This is a genomic window from Pseudoalteromonas caenipelagi (assembly GCF_013140855.1).
Taxonomy (GTDB): Bacteria; Pseudomonadota; Gammaproteobacteria; order Enterobacterales; family Alteromonadaceae; genus Pseudoalteromonas; species Pseudoalteromonas caenipelagi.
Window position 1 is genome coordinate 25,766 of record NZ_JABBPG010000012.1, and the last position, 19,904, is coordinate 45,669.

The 19,904-nt window shown below is 43.0% G+C and carries 19 protein-coding genes; 4 read left to right on the forward strand and 15 right to left on the reverse strand.

Features of this window, described 5'->3' with window-relative positions; genetic code table 11:
- Window position 1: 1 nt before the first annotated feature.
- The 7 genes from ispC to rpsB form a co-directional block, all read right to left on the reverse strand.
- Complete coding sequence (gene ispC, locus HG263_RS20065) at window positions 2-1,195, reverse strand: 1-deoxy-D-xylulose-5-phosphate reductoisomerase (protein WP_171627866.1); 1,194 nt, start codon at window positions 1,193-1,195, stop codon at window positions 2-4.
- Window positions 1,192-2,058 carry a phosphatidate cytidylyltransferase gene (locus HG263_RS20070; protein ID WP_171627867.1) on the reverse strand — a complete coding sequence of 289 codons (867 nt, stop codon included), beginning with the start codon at window positions 2,056-2,058 and terminating at the stop codon, window positions 1,192-1,194. The genes ispC and HG263_RS20070 overlap by 4 nt, the downstream gene beginning before the upstream one ends.
- A 12-nt stretch (window positions 2,059-2,070) precedes the next feature.
- Entirely contained in the window at window positions 2,071-2,844 is a 774-nt protein-coding gene (gene uppS / locus HG263_RS20075) for an undecaprenyl pyrophosphate synthase (RefSeq protein WP_171627868.1), read from the reverse strand.
- 76 nt (window positions 2,845-2,920) lie between these two features.
- Window positions 2,921-3,478: a ribosome recycling factor gene (frr, locus tag HG263_RS20080; protein WP_171627869.1), complete on the reverse strand. Its 558-nt coding sequence runs from the start codon at window positions 3,476-3,478 to the stop codon at window positions 2,921-2,923.
- Between the two features lie 23 nt (window positions 3,479-3,501).
- Window positions 3,502-4,239 (reverse strand): UMP kinase, encoded by a 738-nt coding sequence (gene pyrH / locus HG263_RS20085; RefSeq protein ID WP_171627926.1) that lies wholly within the window; start codon window positions 4,237-4,239, stop codon window positions 3,502-3,504.
- A gap of 172 nt (window positions 4,240-4,411) precedes the next feature.
- Window positions 4,412-5,263 (reverse strand): translation elongation factor Ts, encoded by an 852-nt coding sequence (gene tsf / locus HG263_RS20090; protein ID WP_171627870.1) that lies wholly within the window; start codon window positions 5,261-5,263, stop codon window positions 4,412-4,414.
- Window positions 5,264-5,367: 104 nt separating this feature from the next.
- A complete protein-coding gene (gene rpsB / locus HG263_RS20095; protein ID WP_171627871.1) occupies window positions 5,368-6,096 on the reverse strand; it encodes a 30S ribosomal protein S2 in 729 nt (242 codons plus the stop codon).
- A gap of 266 nt (window positions 6,097-6,362) precedes the next feature.
- On the opposite strand from rpsB, the gene map reads away from it, so the two are divergent.
- The 4 genes from map (at window position 6,363) to HG263_RS20115 (ending at window position 13,106) form a co-directional block, all read left to right on the forward strand.
- On the forward strand, window positions 6,363-7,148 hold the full coding sequence (gene map, locus HG263_RS20100; protein WP_171627872.1) for a type I methionyl aminopeptidase: 786 nt from the start codon (window positions 6,363-6,365) through the stop codon (window positions 7,146-7,148).
- Window positions 7,149-7,157: 9 nt separating this feature from the next.
- Complete coding sequence (glnD, locus tag HG263_RS20105; RefSeq protein WP_171627873.1) at window positions 7,158-9,776, forward strand: [protein-PII] uridylyltransferase; 2,619 nt, start codon at window positions 7,158-7,160, stop codon at window positions 9,774-9,776.
- A gap of 11 nt (window positions 9,777-9,787) precedes the next feature.
- Complete coding sequence (gene dapD, locus HG263_RS20110) at window positions 9,788-10,615, forward strand: 2,3,4,5-tetrahydropyridine-2,6-dicarboxylate N-succinyltransferase (RefSeq protein ID WP_171627874.1); 828 nt, start codon at window positions 9,788-9,790, stop codon at window positions 10,613-10,615.
- Window positions 10,616-10,790: 175 nt separating this feature from the next.
- Window positions 10,791-13,106 carry a S9 family peptidase gene (locus HG263_RS20115; protein ID WP_171627875.1) on the forward strand — a complete coding sequence of 772 codons (2,316 nt, stop codon included), beginning with the start codon at window positions 10,791-10,793 and terminating at the stop codon, window positions 13,104-13,106.
- A 69-nt stretch (window positions 13,107-13,175) separates the two neighbouring features.
- Here HG263_RS20115 and HG263_RS20120 read toward each other — a convergent pair whose 3' ends face one another.
- The 8 genes from HG263_RS20120 to pspA form a co-directional block, all read right to left on the reverse strand.
- Window positions 13,176-13,520, reverse strand: a complete 345-nt coding sequence (locus HG263_RS20120; protein WP_171627876.1) for a 4a-hydroxytetrahydrobiopterin dehydratase — start codon at window positions 13,518-13,520, stop codon at window positions 13,176-13,178.
- Window positions 13,521-13,531: 11 nt separating this feature from the next.
- On the reverse strand, window positions 13,532-14,329 hold the full coding sequence (phhA, locus tag HG263_RS20125; RefSeq protein ID WP_171627877.1) for a phenylalanine 4-monooxygenase: 798 nt from the start codon (window positions 14,327-14,329) through the stop codon (window positions 13,532-13,534).
- 218 nt (window positions 14,330-14,547) lie between these two features.
- Window positions 14,548-15,726, reverse strand: coding sequence for a methionine gamma-lyase (megL, locus tag HG263_RS20130; protein ID WP_171627878.1), 1,179 nt, complete (start codon window positions 15,724-15,726; stop codon window positions 14,548-14,550).
- 152 nt (window positions 15,727-15,878) lie between these two features.
- The gene (locus HG263_RS20135; RefSeq protein ID WP_171627879.1) at window positions 15,879-16,937 is read right to left on the reverse strand and encodes a TIGR01620 family protein; all 1,059 of its coding nucleotides are present in this window, start codon (window positions 16,935-16,937) and stop codon (window positions 15,879-15,881) included.
- A complete protein-coding gene (locus HG263_RS20140; RefSeq protein ID WP_171627880.1) occupies window positions 16,934-18,340 on the reverse strand; it encodes a YcjX family GTP-binding protein in 1,407 nt (468 codons plus the stop codon). The genes HG263_RS20135 and HG263_RS20140 overlap by 4 nt, the downstream gene beginning before the upstream one ends.
- Window positions 18,341-18,417: 77 nt before the next feature.
- Entirely contained in the window at window positions 18,418-18,819 is a 402-nt protein-coding gene (gene pspC / locus HG263_RS20145; RefSeq protein ID WP_171627881.1) for an envelope stress response membrane protein PspC, read from the reverse strand.
- Complete coding sequence (gene pspB / locus HG263_RS20150; RefSeq protein WP_171627927.1) at window positions 18,816-19,049, reverse strand: envelope stress response membrane protein PspB; 234 nt, start codon at window positions 19,047-19,049, stop codon at window positions 18,816-18,818. The genes pspC and pspB overlap by 4 nt, the downstream gene beginning before the upstream one ends.
- 72 nt (window positions 19,050-19,121) lie before the next feature.
- Window positions 19,122-19,784, reverse strand: a complete 663-nt coding sequence (gene pspA, locus HG263_RS20155) for a phage shock protein PspA (RefSeq protein ID WP_171627882.1) — start codon at window positions 19,782-19,784, stop codon at window positions 19,122-19,124.
- Window positions 19,785-19,904 lie beyond the last annotated feature (120 nt).

The following is a 19,904-nucleotide window of genomic DNA, read 5'->3' on the forward strand; positions in this document are numbered from 1 at the left end:
ATTACCTTATGCGGTTCACAACATCGTGGGCAAGCATTCTGGTTTGAGTATCCAGTGCCATAATTTCGTGTACCGAGTTTAAAGAATGTAACGTTGATTTATCAAGTACCTGAGCATTCACCCGATAAATATCGCAAAAGCCAATTTGGTTATTTAAAAATGCTGCCACTGCAATTTCATTTGCCGCATTAACAACCGTTGTCGCCGCTTGCCCTGACTGACAGGCATCAATTGCCAACGCCAAATTTGGATAACGCGCAAAGTCTGGCTTAGTAAAAGTAAACGCTGTTAACGAAGAAAAATCGAGTGGCTGTACCCCTGCGTCAATACGCTCAGGGTAAGCTAGACCATATGCAATTGGTGTACGCATATCTGGTTGACCCATCTGCGCGACAATAGAGCCATCCGTGTATTGCACCATAGAGTGGATCATACTCTGAGGATGAATGACGACTTCAATATCTTGGGCCTGACAGGCAAACAGCCATTTCGCCTCAATAAATTCCAGCCCTTTATTCATCATGGTTGCTGAATCAACGGAGATTTTCTGACCCATAGCCCAATTTGGATGCGCTACAGCTTCTGCCACGGTGACATCTTTAAGGGTGTTTATATCACGATTCAAAAATGGCCCACCGGAGCCAGTTAATAGTATTTTGCTGACTCCGAACTGACTTAGCCCTTGCTTTGTGTCTTGTTGTAAAGCACTAGGTAAGCATTGATAAATAGCGTTATGTTCACTGTCGATAGGAAGCAAAGTAGCACCATGACGGGCCACTTTATCCATAAATATTTGGCCAGACATGACCAAAGACTCTTTATTGGCCAGAAGTACTTTTTTACCCGCTTCAACCGCTGCTAAAGTAGGAATGAGACCTGCCGCACCAACAATTGCTGACATCACGATGTCAACCTCGCAGTGTGCGGCCATCTGTGCCATATAGTCTGTGCCGCTAAGCACTTCTGTATTGCTACCTGTAAGACGCTCTCTGAGGCTTTTTGCAGCGTCCTCACAGTGCATGATCGCATATTGAGGGCGATGCACTAAGCATTGCTCAGTCATCTTATCTACGTTACGACCTGCGGCCAGAGCAAATACCTGATATCGTTCACTGTTGCGAGCGATCACATCTAGGGTCGACAAACCGATAGAGCCGGTTGCGCCAAGAATAACGACTTGCTCTTTTTGACTCATAAAGTAACCGTCCACGCGTAACATAAAGCGAAAATTGGTGCCGCTGCTGTTAAGCTGTCTATTCTATCTAAAATGCCGCCATGTCCAGGTAAACAAGCCCCTGAATCTTTTAGCCCAACTTCACGCTTAAACATACTTTCGAGTAAGTCTCCAATTGCCGAGAATAACGCGATAAATACCGTCATAACTGCGTAAATTATTTGTAGTTTTTGCTCGACCTGAGCAAAGTGGCAAAATACAAGCACAAAAATCACCGCGGTGATCACGCCGCCAACTAACCCTTCAATGGTCTTGTTAGGGCTCACGTTGGGCATTAACTTATGTTTACCGAAGTTTTTACCCGCAAAGTATGCACCGATATCTGCGCTCCAAACGATGCCCAGTACAACCATGATCAACGTCGAGCCATATTGATGAGCTTGCTGATATTCAGCGCTGCGTAATACGTTTAGAGCCAGCCAAAGAGGCACTAAGGTAAGCACTCCTGCGACTGCTCGCATCACAATCCCTTCATTCCACGCTCTCGCCTTGGATGGGTATTTAAAAACTAAAAACGTCGCGACCAACCACCAAGCAAAAGCCAGTGTGAACACATAATTTGCATCAGCCTGCAACTGCCCGCCTTGCCAAAGAGAAGTAATGGGCCAATGCCAATGTAGCAGAAGCAAAATAGCGCCCATAACAGCGACAAAGCCGCCTCGTTTCTTGGCACAAGATAAGCCCATAAATGCGGACCATTCCCAAGCGCCCAGTAATACAATCGCAGCTGCGATAAAACTAAATAGTGCCAAAGGCGTATAAAACACCAATAGCATCGCCAATGGTGCAAGCACCACCGAGGTTAAAATACGTTGTTTTAGCAAACTAATTTACCTTTAACTTGTTGTTTTGGACGCAGCGAGTAGTTGTTTTATTTGATCGCCGGTGCAGCCAAAGCGTCTTTCTCTTGATACATAACATGCGATAGCCTCTGAAAAAACTTCCTCATTAAAGTCGGGCCATAAAGTATCTGTAAAATAAAGCTCAGCATAAGCTGCCTGCCAAAGCAAAAAGTTACTTATTCGATAATCACCACCGGTGCGTATAAGTAAATCAAGTTCGCTTTGGTTTGCCATAGTAAGATGTTTTGATATTTCCTCTTCCGTGATCTGTTCGGGCGCTAATGTTCCTTCAGCTACTTGTAATGCTAACTTTTGCGCAGCTTGAGTTATATCCCAGCGGCCACCATAATTAGCAGCAACATTAAGTTGTAGTCCAGTATTTTCACTCGTCAACTGATGTGCAGCATTAACTCGCTCTTGCAAAGATGCGGGAAAGCGGCTTAAGTCACCTATCACAGTTAACTTTACATTATTTTTGTGGAGTTTCTTCACCTCTTTTGTCAGGACCAATAAAAACAGTTCCATCAAAGTGCTCACTTCGTCTTCAGGACGACGCCAATTTTCGCTACTAAAAGCAAACAGCGTTAAGGACTCAATCCCAAGATTTGAGCAGAACTGAACCGCATTACGAACTGAGTCAACACCCTTCTTATGTCCGTAAGTTCTAGGTCTATTGCGCGACTGTGCCCAACGGCCATTTCCATCCATAATGATGGCAACGTGTTTTGGCAAAGATTGCTGTGAAATCGTTTCAGCGTTTAAAACCATAATCCCGATTTAGATAAAAAAAAACGCCGCCTAGTATACCCTAGACGGCGTTGCAAAACTAATAGTTTTGACCTGCTTAGATTTCCATCAACTCAGCTTCTTTCGCGCTCAATTGCGTATCCATTTCTTTAACAAACTTATCAGTTAGCTTTTGAATTTCATCTTCAGCTTGGCGAGCTTCGTCTTCAGAAATGTCTTTGTCTTTCAACAATGCTTTGATATCACCGTTTGCATCACGACGAATGTTACGTATAGCCACACGACCGTTTTCAACTTCACCACGTACAATCTTAATAAGATCCTTACGACGCTCTTCAGTTAACGGAGGAAGCGGCACACGAATGATAGTGCCAGCTGACATTGGGTTTAGCCCTAAGTCTGAAGACATAATCGCTTTTTCAACTGCTTGTGCTAAAGATTTGTCAAACACACTGATGGTCAAGGTGCGCGAATCTTCAGTTGATACGTTAGCTACTTGGTTAAGTGGTGTATCAGCACCGTAATAAGACACAGTAATGCCATCTAGCAATGCTGGGTGTGCACGGCCCGTACGGATTTTTGATAATTGGCTAGCAAGTGCTGCTACGCTTTTTTTCATGCGCTCCTGCGCATCTTTTTTAATATCGTTAATCACAATTCAATCCTAGTCTTAACTGATTATTCCGAAGCGGCAGAAGAGATCAATGTGCCCTCTTCTTCGCCCATGATAACGCGCTTCAACGCGCCTGGTTTGTTCATGTTAAATACGCTCAATGGCATATTATGGTCACGGGCCAGCGTAAATGCCGCTAAGTCCATCACCTTTAATTCTTGATCAATGATTTCATTATACGTCAAATGACGGTAAAGAGTGGCATCAGGGTTCTTAACAGGGTCATCACTGAACACACCGTCAACCTTTGTCGCTTTGATCACGGTATCGGCTTCAATCTCAATACCACGTAAACACGCCGCTGAGTCTGTTGTGAAAAATGGGTTACCGGTACCCGCTGAGAAAATCACCACGCGGCCTGATTTCAATAGGCTAATTGCTTCCGCCCAGTTGTATGCATCACACACTCCGTTTAGAGGAATTGCAGACATTAAACGCGCATTAACAAACGCACGGTGCAGTGCATCGCGCATTGCTAGGCCGTTCATAACCGTTGCCAGCATTCCCATATGGTCACCAACAACGCGGTTCATACCCGCTTCTGCAAGCGAACCACCGCGTAAAAAGTTACCACCACCGATAACTAAACCCACTTCTACGTCGAGTTCTACAAGTTCTTTGATTTCTTGCGCCATGCGATCCAACACTTTTGGATCGATACCAAAGCCTTCATCTCCCATTAAAGCTTCACCGCTTAATTTAAGAAGAACGCGTCTAAAAACAGGTTTTCGATTGATAGTCATATTTTCCGGGCCATTTGTGAAAGTGAGATAAAAAATAACCGCGCTTATGATATTCATAAATGCGCGGCTATTTTAAAGAATTTTCAGCATCGAAGCAAAAGCAAATCAACAATTACCCTTGGGATAACTCCTAAGATAAATCTTCGGTGTTTACTTTTGCTACTGAACAAACTTATTCGCCTTTTGCAGCAGCGATTTGTGCAGCAACTTCAGCAGCGAAGTCTTCTTCTTTCTTCTCGATACCTTCACCAACTTCTAAACGTACGAAGTTAGATACTGTAGCGCCTTTTTCTTTAAGGATTTCGCCAACAGTTTTCTTAGGTTCCATGATGAAAGCTTGACCAGTAAGAGAAACCTCACCAGTGAACTTCTTCATACGGCCAACAACCATTTTCTCAGCGATTTCAGCAGGCTTACCTTCGTTCATCGCGATTTCGATTTGTACCGCTTTTTCTTTTTCAACTACGTCTGCAGGAACGTCTTCTGGGTTTACGTACTCTGGCTTAGAAGCAGCTACGTGCATTGCAACGTGCTTTAATGTTTCTTCATCAGCTTCACCAGCTACAACAACACCGATACGCTCACCGTGACGGTAAGAAGAAAGGTTAGCACCGTCGATGTACTCAACGCGACGAACGTTGATGTTTTCACCGATTTTAGCAACTAGTGCAACACGAGCTTCTTCGAATTGTGCTTGTAGGTCTGCAATCGTTGTTTTAGATGCAGCAGCAACTTCTAGTACAGAGTTAGCGAATGCAAGGAAGTTTTCGTCTTTAGCAACGAAGTCTGTTTGACAGTTAACTTCTAGTAGTGCAGCGAAACCTTCGCCTTCTTTGATAAGGATTGTACCTTCTGCAGCGATGTTACCCGCTTTTTTAGCAGCCTTTGCAGCACCGCTCTTACGCATATTTTCAATCGCTAACTCGATGTCACCGTTGGTTTCAGTTAGCGCTTTTTTACAATCCATCATGCCAGCGCCAGTACGCTCGCGTAATTCTTTTACTAGGGCAGCAGTTACAGCCATTAGAATATCCTCAAATATGAATTCTGTTTTAGGGAAGCGGAATAACCGCTCTTCAAGAATATCAAGTCTTCATCTCAGTAAGATGAAGACTTGATGACAGCTAATTACTCAGCTTCTACGAAATCGTCGTTTTCAGCTTGAGCAACGATGTTGCTTTCACGACCTTCAGTGATAGCAGTAGCTACAGCGCTAGTGTATAGCTGGATTGCGCGGATAGCGTCGTCGTTACCAGGGACGATGTAATCAACACCATCTGGGTTCGAGTTAGTATCAACTACTGATACTACTGGAATACCTAGGTTGTTAGCTTCGCGGATTGCGATGTGCTCGTGGTCAGCGTCGATAACGAAGATAGCGTCAGGAAGACCGCCCATATCTTTGATACCACCAAGGCTCTTTTCAAGCTTTTCCATTTCACGAGTTAGCATTAACGCTTCTTTTTTAGTCAGCTTCTCGAAAGTACCGTCTTGGCTTTGAGTCTCAAGGTCTTTAAGACGCTTGATTGATTGACGAACTGTTTTCCAGTTAGTCAACATACCACCTAACCAACGGTGATTTACGAAGTACTGATCACTTTGAAGAGCTGCTTCTTTAACTGCTTCGCTTGCAGCGCGCTTAGTACCTACGAAAAGAATTTTACCTTTGTTAGATGCTGTGTTCTGTAAGAAACGAAGTGCATCGTTGAACATAGGCACTGTTTTTTCTAGGTTGATGATATGTACACGGTTACGAGCGCCGAAGATGAAAGGCTTCATCTTAGGGTTCCAGTAACGAGCTTGGTGACCGAAGTGAACACCAGCTTGAAGCATATCGCGCATTGAAACGTTTGCCATTTTAAATTTCCTCTAATAGTTTAGGGTTAAGCCTCCACATATCCCATAGCACCAACATGCTTAGCATTTTACCAAGACATGCACCCAAGTGTATGTGTCGATATGTGTGTGTGTTAATATGAATGTGTATCTTAACTACAAACAACCTCGTAAGATTTATTTGTAAAAAGACGGCGCGCTTTATACCATATAAAAGAGCGTAACTCAACAATAAGTACAAAATTTGTGCGTTGTTGCTAACTAAAAAATATCGACTTGGAGTCTCAATGAGTGCAGTGATTAAAACCCCTGAAGAAATCGAAAAAATGCGTGTTGCCGGGCGTTTAGCCGCAGAAGTATTAGAAATGATTGGGCCTTATGTAAAGCCTGGGGTCACTACAGATGAGCTAAATACTATTTGTCACGATTATATTGTGAATGAACAAAATGCGATACCCGCACCACTTAACTACCATGGCTTTCCAAAGTCAATTTGTACCTCTGTAAATCATGTGATCTGTCACGGTATCCCAAATGACAAACCGCTAAAAGAAGGTGACATTATCAATATCGATGTCACGGTGATTAAAGATGGCTATCACGGCGATACGTCGAAAATGTTTTATGTTGGCACGCCAACAATTCAAGGTAAGCGCTTAAGTGAGATCACTCAAGAAAGCCTGTATCTAGGAATTAAGATGGTAAAACCCGGAGCACGCTTAGGTGATATTGGCGCGGCCATTCAAAAATTTGCCGAAGGCTTTAACTACTCTATCGTACGTGAATATTGTGGTCATGGTATTGGTAAAGAATTCCACGAAGAACCTCAGGTTATGCATTATGGCAAACCGGGAACTGGTGAAGTGTTAAAAGCAGGTATGTGCTTGACGATTGAGCCAATGGTCAATGCAGGCAAGCGCCACTGTAAGTTACTAAAAGACGACTGGACTGTTGTCACCAAAGACCGTAGTCTATCAGCCCAATGGGAGCATACATTACTGGTCACTGACAACGGCGTTGAGATTTTAACTTTACGTAGCGATGAAACCATTGACCGAGTGATAGAACACTAGGAGCCTTGGGTGGCACTGCCTAACAGAGTAAAAAAGCTGCTCGATGATGCCGAGCAGCTCAATGATTATAAAGATTGTTCTGCTTATTTTTATAAATGGCTACACAACGAATTTTCAAAGCAACCTGTACGTAACCTGATCAACGCACGCGCGGAATTTATCGACCGTCTGTTGATTAAGTTATTCCATGACACAGGTCTTGCCCAATATCCCGAAATCGCTTTAATCGCCATCGGGGGCTATGGTAGAGGTGAACTCCATCCCTACTCTGATATCGACTTTTTGCTATTAGTACAATCACCACCAGATGAACAGCTCAAAAGTAATTTAGAGAATTTTGTGACGCTACTGTGGGATTTAAATTTAGAAATAGGCCATAGCGTACAAACGCACGAGCAAGTGCTGGAACAAAAAAAGCAAGACGTTCACTTTACCACTAGCCTATTGGAAAGCCGTTTGATCTGTGGCAACCACATCGAATTTGAGCGCTTAAAAAGCCATATCGTAGAAACACCGATATGGCGCTCTGATGAGTTTTTTATCGCCAAAGTCGATGAACAAAAAGTTCGTCACAGAAAGTGTCACGGCACCGCCTATAATCTTGAACCCAATATCAAAGAAAATCCCGGTGGATTGCGAGATTTACAAACTATTTTTTGGGTCGCAAAAAAACACTTTCACGCTGAAACCCTCGAAGAGTTAATTAGTCATGGCTACCTGACCCATGAAGAGTATCAAGAGCTTTTAGAGTGTATCGAAAACTTATGGAATATACGTTTTGCGCTGCATTTAGCCGCCGGCCGAAACGAAAACCGCCTGCTGTTTGATCACCAGCCAAACGCCGCTGAGTTACTTGGTTTTGGTGCTGAAGGTAAAGCATCTGTAGAGCGCATGATGAAACGCCTGTTCAGGATCATGAGTCGGGTACGCGAAATGAACCAAATGCTATTGTCTTATTTTGAGCAAAGCATTTTACCCGATCAAGGCGAGCAGGCTGTGATACCCCTTGATAGAAACTTTGAACGTGTGGGCAATAAAATCCGCGTTAAAAACCCTTCTGTGTTTTTCAGACGAGAACAACTCTTTGTGCTTTTTGAGCATATTGCCGACAACCCAGAAATCACCAGCATTGACCCAAATACGATTAGAACAATGCGTCAAGTGCGCCGCAGGTTGCTTGGCGACCTACAAGATTATGCGGGTTGTCGAGATGCATTTTTGCGTCTATTAAAGCACCCCAACGGCATGGGTCGTGCTTTTACGCTGATGCATAAGCATGGTTTAATCGCCGCCTATTTGCCGCAGTGGCGAAATATTTTTGGACAAATGCAGTTTGATTTATTTCATGCCTACACCGTGGATGAGCACACCCATAAACTGGTTAATAACATTTATCATTACTTTGATAAAACCCAGCCGAGTGACTTCCCAATCTGTAGCGAAATTGTTACGCGTATGGACAAACCTGAGCTACTTTATCTTGCCGCAATATTTCACGATATCGCCAAAGGGCGAGGTGGCGACCACTCAGAGTTAGGGGCTGTAGATGCATTAGCATTTTGTAAAATGCACGGGTTTACCACCTCTGATTCGCGCCTTGTCGCTTGGTTAGTGAAAAGTCACCTGCTTATGTCTGTGACAGCTCAACGCAAAGACATCAATGACCCTGAAGTAATCAATGAATTCGCTTCCCAAGTTAAAAACGAGCGTCAGTTAGATTATTTATACTGTCTGACCGTTGCTGATATTCGAGCAACCAACGACAACTTGTGGAATGATTGGAAAAACACCCTGTTACGTGAGCTTTATTTGCACGCGCAACGCGCATTGCGTCTTGGTCTTGAAAACCCCATGGATATGCGTGATCAGATCCGTGATAAAAAACGCCAAGCTAAACAGCGACTGATCAATAAAGGCTTTGAAGAAGAGTTTATTGACCTAAGTTGGTCGCGTTTTAAAGCAAATTACTTTACCGCCTTTAGTGAGCAGCAAATTTCTTGGCAAAGCGAACACTTACTTAAGTCAAAAGACTTAAGTCAAGCCAGTGTCATAGTCAGCGAAAAGCCACTTCATGGCGGAACACAAGTATTTGTATACAGCCCTTATGAAGCCACATTGTTTGCCAAACTAGTTAGCGTCATCGGTTCCAAAAAAGCACAAATACAACACGCGCAAGTGATGACGACCAAAGATGGTTACGTGGTTTTTAGCTTTGTGATTTTAGAGGTAAACGGTAACCCAGTTGCCAGCACTCGAGCCAATTCAATTCGCAAAGGCATTGAGGCGGTTTTAGAAGATCCGAAGAAAAAAATTCGCTTGAAAAAGAACCGCTCGCAGCGCTTTAAAGACTTCAATATCAAACCTAAAATTATTGTTCGTCCACATGCCCGTAACGACAGAAACTTAATTGAAATTCAAGCCATCGATATTCCGGGCTTACTGACAAAGATTGCCGAAGTATTTCAAGCAAATTCACTGCATATTCATGCGGCAAGAATTACAACCGTGGGCGAGCGCGCAGAAGATTTCTTTGTGGTGTCAGATGACAATTATCAAGCTTTAAGCGAAGAGCACAAAGCAGAATTACACCGTGATTTAATGAAAAAATTAAACGCTGAATCAGAATAAAAGAGGACGTTATGTCAGATCTAAAACTCATCATTGAACAAGCGTGGGAAGAGCGCGATAGCATCACCCCAACACAGGTTTCTGAACCTGTAAAAAGTGCCATCATCCAAGTATTAGACTTACTTGATTCTGGTGCTGCTCGCGTTGCGGAAAAAATCAGTGGCGAATGGGTGGTACACCAATGGTTAAAAAAGGCAGTATTACTGTCGTTTCGTATTCGTGATAATCAACCGATGCACGATGGTGTTAGCCAATACTTCGATAAAGTACCACTAAAGTTTAGTGATTATACGCCTGAGCAATTTCAACAAGGCGGCATGCGTGTTGTGCCAAATGCCGTTGCTCGTCAAGGCAGCTTCGTAGGCAAAAACGTGGTATTGATGCCTTCTTACGTTAACATTGGCGCTTACGTAGACGAAGGCACCATGGTCGATACATGGGCCACTGTTGGCTCGTGTGCGCAAATTGGTAAAAACGTACACCTGTCGGGCGGTGTTGGCATAGGCGGCGTTTTAGAGCCTCTACAAGCGAATCCGACCATCATTGAAGACAATTGTTTTATTGGTGCACGCTCCGAGATTGTAGAGGGTGTGATTGTGGAAGAAGGTGCGGTTATCTCTATGGGCGTATATATTTCACAAAGCACGCGTATCTATGACCGGGAAACCGGTGAAACTCATTACGGACGCGTACCGGCGGGTGCCGTTGTTGTGCCAGGTTCGTTACCAAGTAAAGACGGTTCACACAGCTTATATGCCGCTATCATTGTGAAAAAAGTAGACCAACAAACCCGCGAAAAGGTGGGTATTAATGCTCTGCTGCGTTCAATAGACGACTAATTACCTACCAAAGGAGAGTTTTATGCTCTCCTTTAACTTAATCCCAGATTTACTCCATCGCTTTTTCCACCACATGTATCATGTGAAATTTCACCCACACCAATTGCATACAATATACAAAGTGTTATAGTCATGAAATCAGTCGCCACAATTTGGACATTGGAGATATCAAAAAATGACAATAACACCTCCACCGCACCTTGTTTTACTCAGCGTGTTTTTTCTACTTACTGCGTGCCAAAGCATACCCCCTTCAAAGCCATCATCACCACATGTCGATAAGTATGTAACGCAAAGTGACTATCGCCGTGCAGAACAATTCTTACCTCATAACTTAAAGACGTTAGTAAAAAATGCCTGGCTAGAGGCACATTGGCTAGATGGCAAAAATATGTTCTGGTTTCGACAGCAAGTAGGTGAAGATGGCCAACAATTTATACTAGTAGATGCACAAAACAACACCCAAAAGTATGCTTTTGATCATGCTAAATTGATGATGGCGCTTGAAAAAGTAGGCCTAAAGTCTAGCAGTCCATTTCACTTGCCACTAAACAACCCCAACATTACAAGCAACGACATCCGTTTCCAAAGCGATGAAAAAGCATGGCGATGTGACTTGGTTAACTACCGGTGTCATAACGAACCTAGCAAACCTGATAAAACTACCGGAGCAGGGACATCGCCCAATGGTCAATGGCAGCTCTTGGTAAAAGACTACAACTTAGTACTTCGTTCAACTGCAAGTGGCATTGAAAAGCAGCTAACTAATGATGGCTCTGAGAAGCGCCCTTATGCGCTTACACACAGTAATCCAAGCGCTAGCTTTTATGACCACTCCCCCTACCCTGATAACGGCACTGATATTATGTGGTCGGCTAATAGCCGTTTCGCTATCACCCACAAGCTAGATAGAAGTAACACAGGTAAGCTCACCTTAGTACAGGCAGACACAGGAAATGGCTTAAGGCCACGAGCGATAAGCTATTACTACCCAATGGCTGGAGACAAGCAGCTCCCTATGGCTGACATTATTCTGATTGATACTCAAACGAGCCAAGCAACTAAACTGGATACGCCTGCTGTGATGCAAACATACTATGGCGGACCGATTTGGGGATGGTGGCAAGATAATGACCGGTTTGTATACCATGACCGAAAAAGGGGTAATCAACACTATGCAATGCGTGAAATTAACCCTGAGACTAAAACCGTTCGAACGCTCGTGAATGAGCAGGATGACAAGTTTATTGACCCCTGGACACAAATTTACTGGCATCTACCAAAGCGTAACGAGTTTGTGTGGAGTTCCCAGCGCTCGGGCTATCAACACCTATATTTATATGATGGCAAAACGGGCGAATTAAAAAATGCCATTACTCAGGGCGAAATGACGGTACGCGTGATTAGGGGAATTGATGAAAAAAAAGGGTATGTGTACTTTGAAGCATCGGGCCGTGAACCGAATAGAGATCCCTACTATCGTCATCTTTACAGAGTCAATTTAGATGGTACAGGCCTTAAGCTGTTAACACCCGAGCCTGCTGAACATAGCACCCAATTATCTGAGGATTTCCAATATGTCATCGACACATATTCAACAACAACCTCGGCGCCCATAACGGTATTACGCCATACGCAAACGGGTAAGGTGATCAAGTTACTTCAACGCGCTGATATAACCGGGCTCCTTGCTACGGGGTGGCAACCACCCAAGCCTTTTCGCGTCTTGGCTGGTGATAACAAAACCCCCCTTTATGGACTTATGTACCTGCCATCAAATTTTGATCCAAATAAAAAGTATCCAATCATTGATGATATCTATACGGGTCCACATAATTTCTTTACTCCAAAGTCGTTTAACACTTATGGTTCACAGGCAAATGCTTTGGCCGAACTGGGGTTTATTGTCATAAAAATGGACGGCCGAGGTACAAGTAAGCGTGGCCGCGCGTTTCACGAGTATTCATTTAAAAACCTAGGTGGTGGAGTTGATGACCACGTTGTCGCTATCAAGCGCCTTGCTCAGCAATTTGCTTTTATTGATCTTGATAAAGTTGGCATTTATGGCTTTAGTGCCGGTGGTTATGATACAGCCCACGCGATGTTTAAATATCCTGAATTTTTCAAAGTGGGGGTAGCAGCCTCGGGGAATCATGACTTTAGAGCTGACAAAGCTGGCTGGAATGAAATGTGGATGGGCTACCCGGTTACGAAGCATTGGGATGAGCAATCAAACCTCACCATCGCCAAGCAGCTAAGAGGTAAACTTCTGCTTGCTCACGGCGAACTTGATCCTAATGTGCACCCGGCCGCAACGTTACAGCTTGTTGCTAAGCTAATGCAAGCGAACAAGGACTTTGATTTGATGATTTACCCGAACATGGGTCATGTATTAGATAAAAATCCCTATTTTGTTCGTAAGCGCTGGGATTATTTTGTAGAGCACTTGCTTGATGCTCAGCCTCCGAAAGACTATCACCTTAACTGGTAATGCAACGTATTAACAAATCAACAAAAAGGGCCTCAATTGAGGCCCTTTTCAGTATTCAAAATGTTTTACTTACAGTGCAGCAAATACATCATCGGTTTTAGCTGCGCAAACAAAATCATTTTTGTGCAAACCCTTGATTGAATGGCTCCACCAAGTCACGGTTACTTTACCCCACTCGGTCAGTAAACCAGGGTGATGACCTTCGTCTTCAGCCATCGCACCCACTTTGTTTGTAAACTCAAGTGCCTGTTTAAAGTTTTTGAACTTAAATACGCGCTCAAGCTGCATAATACCGTCACGTACCTCAGGCACCCAATCTGGAATTTGCTTGATAAGTACCGCTAACTCTTCATCTGACACTTTAGGCGCATCAGCACGACACGCTTCACATTTTTGTGCACTTAAATCAGACATTCAATAAATCCTTAACTTGCTAATTTTTCTTTAGGGGGAAATTTTGGCTCAAATAAGCCTAACTCTTTTGCTTTTTCAACCAACGACATGATATCCATTTGTGAAATATCAAACAAATCATGGATTGAGTTAATGGTGTAGTACACTGGCTGCATAATATCAATGCGATAAGGTGTACGAAGCACATCTAATACTTTCAATGGTGAAATTTCAGGTTTGTCACTGTAAACATACTGCGTCTCGCCTGGGCTTGATAAAATACCGCCACCATAAATGCGTAAACCGTCTTTGGTTTGCATTAGGCCAAACTCAACTGTAAACCAGTACAAGCGAGCAAGGTACACACGGTCTTTTTTAGCTGCTGCTAAACCTAGCTGACCGTATTTGTGAGTAAACTCTGCAAAGTCTGGGTTAGTTAGCATTGCACAGTGGCCAAAGATTTCATGAAAAATATCTGGCTCTTGCAAATAATCAAATTCTTCACGTGAGCGAATAAAAGTCGCAACCGGAAATTGCTTGTTCGCTAACAAACGGAAAAACTCATCAAAATCGATAAGTGCCGGTACAGGCGCTACCTGCCATCCTGTTTCTTTACCTAATACGTCATTGAGCTCGTGAAGCTGTGGAATTCTGTCTTGAGGTAGGTTAATTTTTTGCAGACCTTCCATGTATTCATCGCATGCTTTGCCCTCAATACATTTCAGCTGACGAGCTACTAGCTCTGACCAAATTTTATTCTCTTCGTCACTCCACGCAATGATGCCATTTGCATCAGGTTGCTTAGAAGTATATTTACTTGATTTAGCCATTTTAACCTTCTTATTACATCGTCGACCTAGACAGATCGCACTTCAACTTGTGATCTAGATACTAAGTAAAAGTTAGGGAAAGTTTAATAGGCAGTCCAAACAACGCCTCCTGAGTAAAGGGTAAAATCGTACACTTTTAATTACAAATTTGTATTGAAAAATAAACACCCGCCAAATAGGCGGGCTACAACAACAAGTGGTGTAAATAAAAAATTACACTAGAACACCTTAAATGCGTTATCTAGGTCATCGATAATGTCTTGCACATCCTCTAATCCGATTGAAATACGGATCAAGCCATCTGAGATCCCAGCCGCTTGACGCTCTTCAGGTGTGTACGGTGAGTGTGTCATGGATGCAGGGTGTTGAATAAGGGTTTCTGGGTCACCTAGGCTCACAGCCAAGGTACAAAGCTCTGTTGCGTTAATGAATGCTTCGCCATCTTTTAGGCTGCCGTTAATCTCAAATGCAATAACACCACCAGCTCCTTTCATTTGCTCACCTAAGAATTTATAACCTGGGTGAGATTCAAGTCCGGGATAAAATACTTTGCTTACTTTTGGATGCACTTCCAAATATTCAGCAACTTTTTGCGCGCTTTCACAGTGTCGAGCCATACGCACAGCCAAGGTTTTTAATCCACGGTTTATTAGCCAAGCGTCATGTGGACTGATAGTGGCACCGATGTCTTTCAACACAGTTAATTTGATCAACTCAATGTGCTCTTGCGAACCGCATACGATGCCCGCAACCACATCTCCGTGGCCATTTAAGTATTTGGTTGCACTGTGGATAACGATATCAATGCCAAAGTGTTTAGGCTTTTGCAAAAGCGGCGTCATAAAAGTGTTATCTATCACACTAATTAATTTATGCTGCTTAGCAAACTTACCTAACATGGTGAGATCAAGCACCGTCATATTCGGGTTGATTGGCGTTTCTGCAAAGAGCATTTTGCTATTCGGTTTTAGCGCTGCTTGTAACTCAGCTTCGTTTGTCATATCTACAAACGTTACTTCAATACCAAACTTAGGTAGCATATGCGCAAACAAAGCAAAGCTGCAACCATACAAAGCACTAGATGCAATAAGATGATCACCTTGCTGTAAAAAACTCAACACAGATGCAGATACCGCCCCCATTCCCGTTGCGGTTGCCGCTGCATCTTCCATTTCTTCTAATTGCGCAAGCTTTTGCTCAAGCTCTCGTGTTGTTGGGTTCCCCAAACGCGTATAAATATATCCAGCTTCTTCACCCGCAAAACGCGCTGCACCTTGCGCTGCATCTTTAAAAGCAAAAGTGGAAGTTTGATATAAAGGGGCTGTCAATGCACCGTGCGGGTCGTTAAAGTGCTCTGGGCCATGAATGCATTGCGTGTTGTCATGATACTTCTTCATAAATTAACCTGTTAACTTATTATTCTTTAATTGATTTATCTAATAAATAAGTCAGTAGGCTTAAATGCACAAGCAAGCCAGACGCTAAGACGGCTAGTTTATACCATTCACATATAGCAAGGTGTACAAAATTGTTGTCACCTCACTTTGTGTTATTTCACTTTATCTGGTTGATCTGCTCGCTTAAGTAGCGTGTTGACCAACTGATTAACAGTAGACTTAAGTAAACTCGGTTTATGCTCTAAGCGCGGAAGTGGTCTGCATAATTCCATGGCCTTGTAACCTAAGCGAGCAGTAAAAACTCCTGCGCTTAAACCTTGCCCTGCGCGAGCTGATAGCCGACCCAACAACTCAGCCCCCAAACTTGTTGCTGCCAAGTCTGATACCAGCTCTGTTGCGCCAACAAATACCATTTGCTTAACGAGTAACTTGTACAGGGTAATACGACTTCGATAGCCAAGCTTAATCCCATAATGCTTGGTAATTGCCTCAATTAAATGCACGCCACGCCAAAGCACTGCGAGCATATCCACAAGTGCCAAAGGGCTCATTGCCACCAGCATCGCACTGGTTGTCGCGTGTTGATTTATAATTTGCTTCGCTTTTTGATCGTGTGATTGCAGTAAACTCGACTCATACAACTGCAACACTTCTTTATCAGTGTGATGCGCCTGAATAGACGCTTTAAACTCAACTACTTGCTGCTTAGGGTGATGCTTTAGCACGCTCTCGAGCCAATTTTGCGCCTCACCTATTTGTGTACTATTGAGTAAACGTAGTCCATCTTGTTGGTGATGCTGGTGATGCTTCAAACGCTTCAACGCAACGGCTTCTTTCACTATAAATACCGTGGTACTGGTTATCGCCAAAGCTAGCACACTGATGTATAGCAAAGCGAGTAACCAAGACTCGTTCATAGCCTCAATAACGCTATAAATACTCTCAACGACGACCAGCACTAATAAGCTTATAAGAAACAATTTGCCAAAGCTGAAACGTTTCGATGTGCGTGAAAACACTTGCTCCAACTCAATGTCATTGTTCTGGGACAAGTCCATATCCATGCTCTGTGGTGAGCTTTCAACATGATGTTGCTCCTCTTCGAAGCGTTTTCCATTCGTCCGATTTACGCTGTCATTAACGCGCTCATCTTCAGGTTTTGGTTGTGTTTCAATACGCCTTCCTGCCCGCAGTTTATTACTTTGATTCATGTTAGCTTGTCTCCAATTAAAAACTGTAATGCGTGGTCAAGACGAACATGATGCAAATTACCTTGCTGCGCTTTTTGTGGATAAAATGACAAAAATTCGAAACCGTGTTCAGGCCATTGTTGGGGTGATAAACAGTGATTTGGAGGTTGCGGAGGTAAATAGGTTGTCCACTGCTGCTCACCAAGTACTTTACCGTAGACACACTCTAGGTGCTGACCATTATCTTTGACCACCTTAGTTTGTGTGCTTTGTACAGAAGATATTGCCATCGTATCCACCGACACACCCGAAAACCGCAGCTCATTTGTTTGTTCCCCTAACATATCGTTGAGCAACAAAGCAATATCAGCCTGTTGTGAAGGGCTAACATGATCACACTTATTTGCCGCAAACAACACTTTATCTATTTTTGGGTAAAATAAGCGTTTTAAAAATCCAGATTTACCGTAATTGAAAACCTGCATCACATGCGCTAATGCTTCACGTTGCTCTTGCAATGTATCAACCCCATCATTGAGCGCGCTGAGTACATCCACCAGCACCAATTGCCTATCAAACTGGCAAAAGTGTTGTTTATAAAAAGGCATCACAACTTGTTGTTTATATGCTTCAAAGCGGGCTTGAAGCTGCTGGTATTGACTGTGCTCACTGGCCTCACAGTGGGCTTTGGTAGGAAAGAATAGTAATATTGGCGCGCCCGCTAAATCAGATGGAATAAGCATTCTGCCTGGTTGTAGTTGGGCTAATTTGGTTTCGCTTTTAAGGGTGCTAAGTAGCTGCTGATAACTTTGTGCCAGCGTTTTTAACTCTTGTTCATCTACTTTAGCTTTGCCATCAAACGTATCGAGTAACGATAAAAAAGCGCCACTGTAATCTTTATAGGCATCACGCTGCAGCAACTCTAAGGTTGCCTTACTCCAAGTTTGATAATCCTGAGAGAGCATGGGTAGGTCAGCTAACCATTCTCCAGGATAATCTATCAACTCTAAATAAACCGTGCTAACTGGGGATAAGTGTGCCCGTAAGCCACTTTCACAGTGAAATTTCAGAGCTAAAGTTAACGTATTGATCCGTTGTGTTGAAGGAGGCCAAGTTGGTTCATCCGCCAATAGGCAATTACTCGCAGATTGGTAATCAAATGTTGGAATATCAAGGGCGCGTTGCGGTACTTGCTTTGCAGCAATTAACCTACCTTCTCTGACTACGTCAAAAAAAGGTAAATTTTGTTTTGTCGCTTGGCTGGTTAAATGTTTTACAAGCGCGGTAATAAATGCTGTTTTACCACTGCCACTAAAACCTGTAACGGCCAGTTTGATGTGTCGGTCGAGACTGCGATTGAATGCTTTTTGCGTATTACTTTTGAGTTTTTCGAGGGCTTTTTGCGTTACAAATTTGGCTTTCATAAAAACATCGATTCCCTCTTTGAAGTGCTAAGCGCTGTGGCGATGATACGCCACATAAGCTTAAGCCTTTACTACTGTTACAGCTTGTTGATTTCTCTGCTCACTGTAAACTCACTTGATGTCACGTATGTTTCCATACTTTGAATGCGTGTATCAAGGCGTGTTAATCGCTCTTTAAGGTCAAATAAGGCACGTCTTGGCGGCTCGCCCTTTTGCCATACTTTAAACTTAACTGAAATAGGGTCTTCATCCTGCTGCACAAAATTAGATGTGTGTGTTACTGGCTTGGTATCTAAAATAAACCAACAGGCGACGTATGCAACTACAAATAAAGGCCCGCCAGATAGCAGCACCGCTGTTATAACGAGTATGCGTACCAGCCACAACTCCATATTAAAATAATCACTTAAACCTGCACACACCCCAGCAATTTTGCCTCTTTTAGGGTCTCGGTATAATTCACGTTTGCTGTTACTCATACTTTACGTCTCCACTCGGGTGCCTCTTGATCAAGCAAAGCTTCCAAGGTTTCTACGCGTTCAGCCATTTTTTCAGCTTTGCTTGCAAGCTCTAACAACTGACGGTGCTCATGTTCGCTTAAGCCTTGGCTTACCTGTTTTTTACTACGGTAGTGTAAAATCAACCACAACGGGGCAACTACCAGCATAAAAAGAATAATTGGGGCTACTAAAATCTCTAAGTCCATAATTGCTACTCCAAACAATGGGCGTATTCGGTTATGCGGCATCTATTGATTTAGTGCAATAGATGCCACTTAAGTTCACTTACTTTTTGCTAGCTTCTTTTTAAGTTCAGCTAACTCATCGTCGATTTTTTCATTTTTTTGCAAGTCTGCAATCTCATCTGCTAATGACTTTTTGCCTATGTCATAAGACTCTATTTGTGATTCTAGACCATCAATTTTGCTTTCATAGCGTTCAAAACGATTAAGTGCGTCTTCAACTTTTGAGCTATCAAGCGCCTTTTTAACTTCTAAACGCGATTCTGCAGAGCGTTGACGCAGTACAATCGCTTTTTGTCTTGTTTTGGCATCAGCCAACTTCTCTTGCAGCGTTGCAACTTCTTGTTGCAGCTTGTCAATGTGTGTTTCAACATGTTCCAGCTCAGATTTAACACTGTTTGCAGCCTCTTCAGACTTCTGCCTTTCAAGTAATGCTGCACGTGCTAAATCTTCACGCTCTTTGCTCAAAGCTAGCTCTGCTTTTTCCTGCCACTGCTGTGTTTGCTCATTTAACTGTTCAACGCGGCGTGACAACTCTTTCTTTTCTGCCAAGGTTTTAGCAGAAGTAGAGCGAACCTCAACTAATGTATCTTCCATTTCTTGGATGATAAGGCGTACCATTTTTTCAGGATCTTCCGCTTTATCTAAAATGGCATTGATATTAGAATTAACGATATCCGCAAAACGAGAGAAAATTCCCATAATCTTTACCTCTTTGGTTTATAAATTTGAAATTACTGATAACGTATGTATCAAATTGCTTGCCAACTTTTTAAAAGCTTAAAAATTTATATTTATCATAAAGTTATAACTATTCAAAAA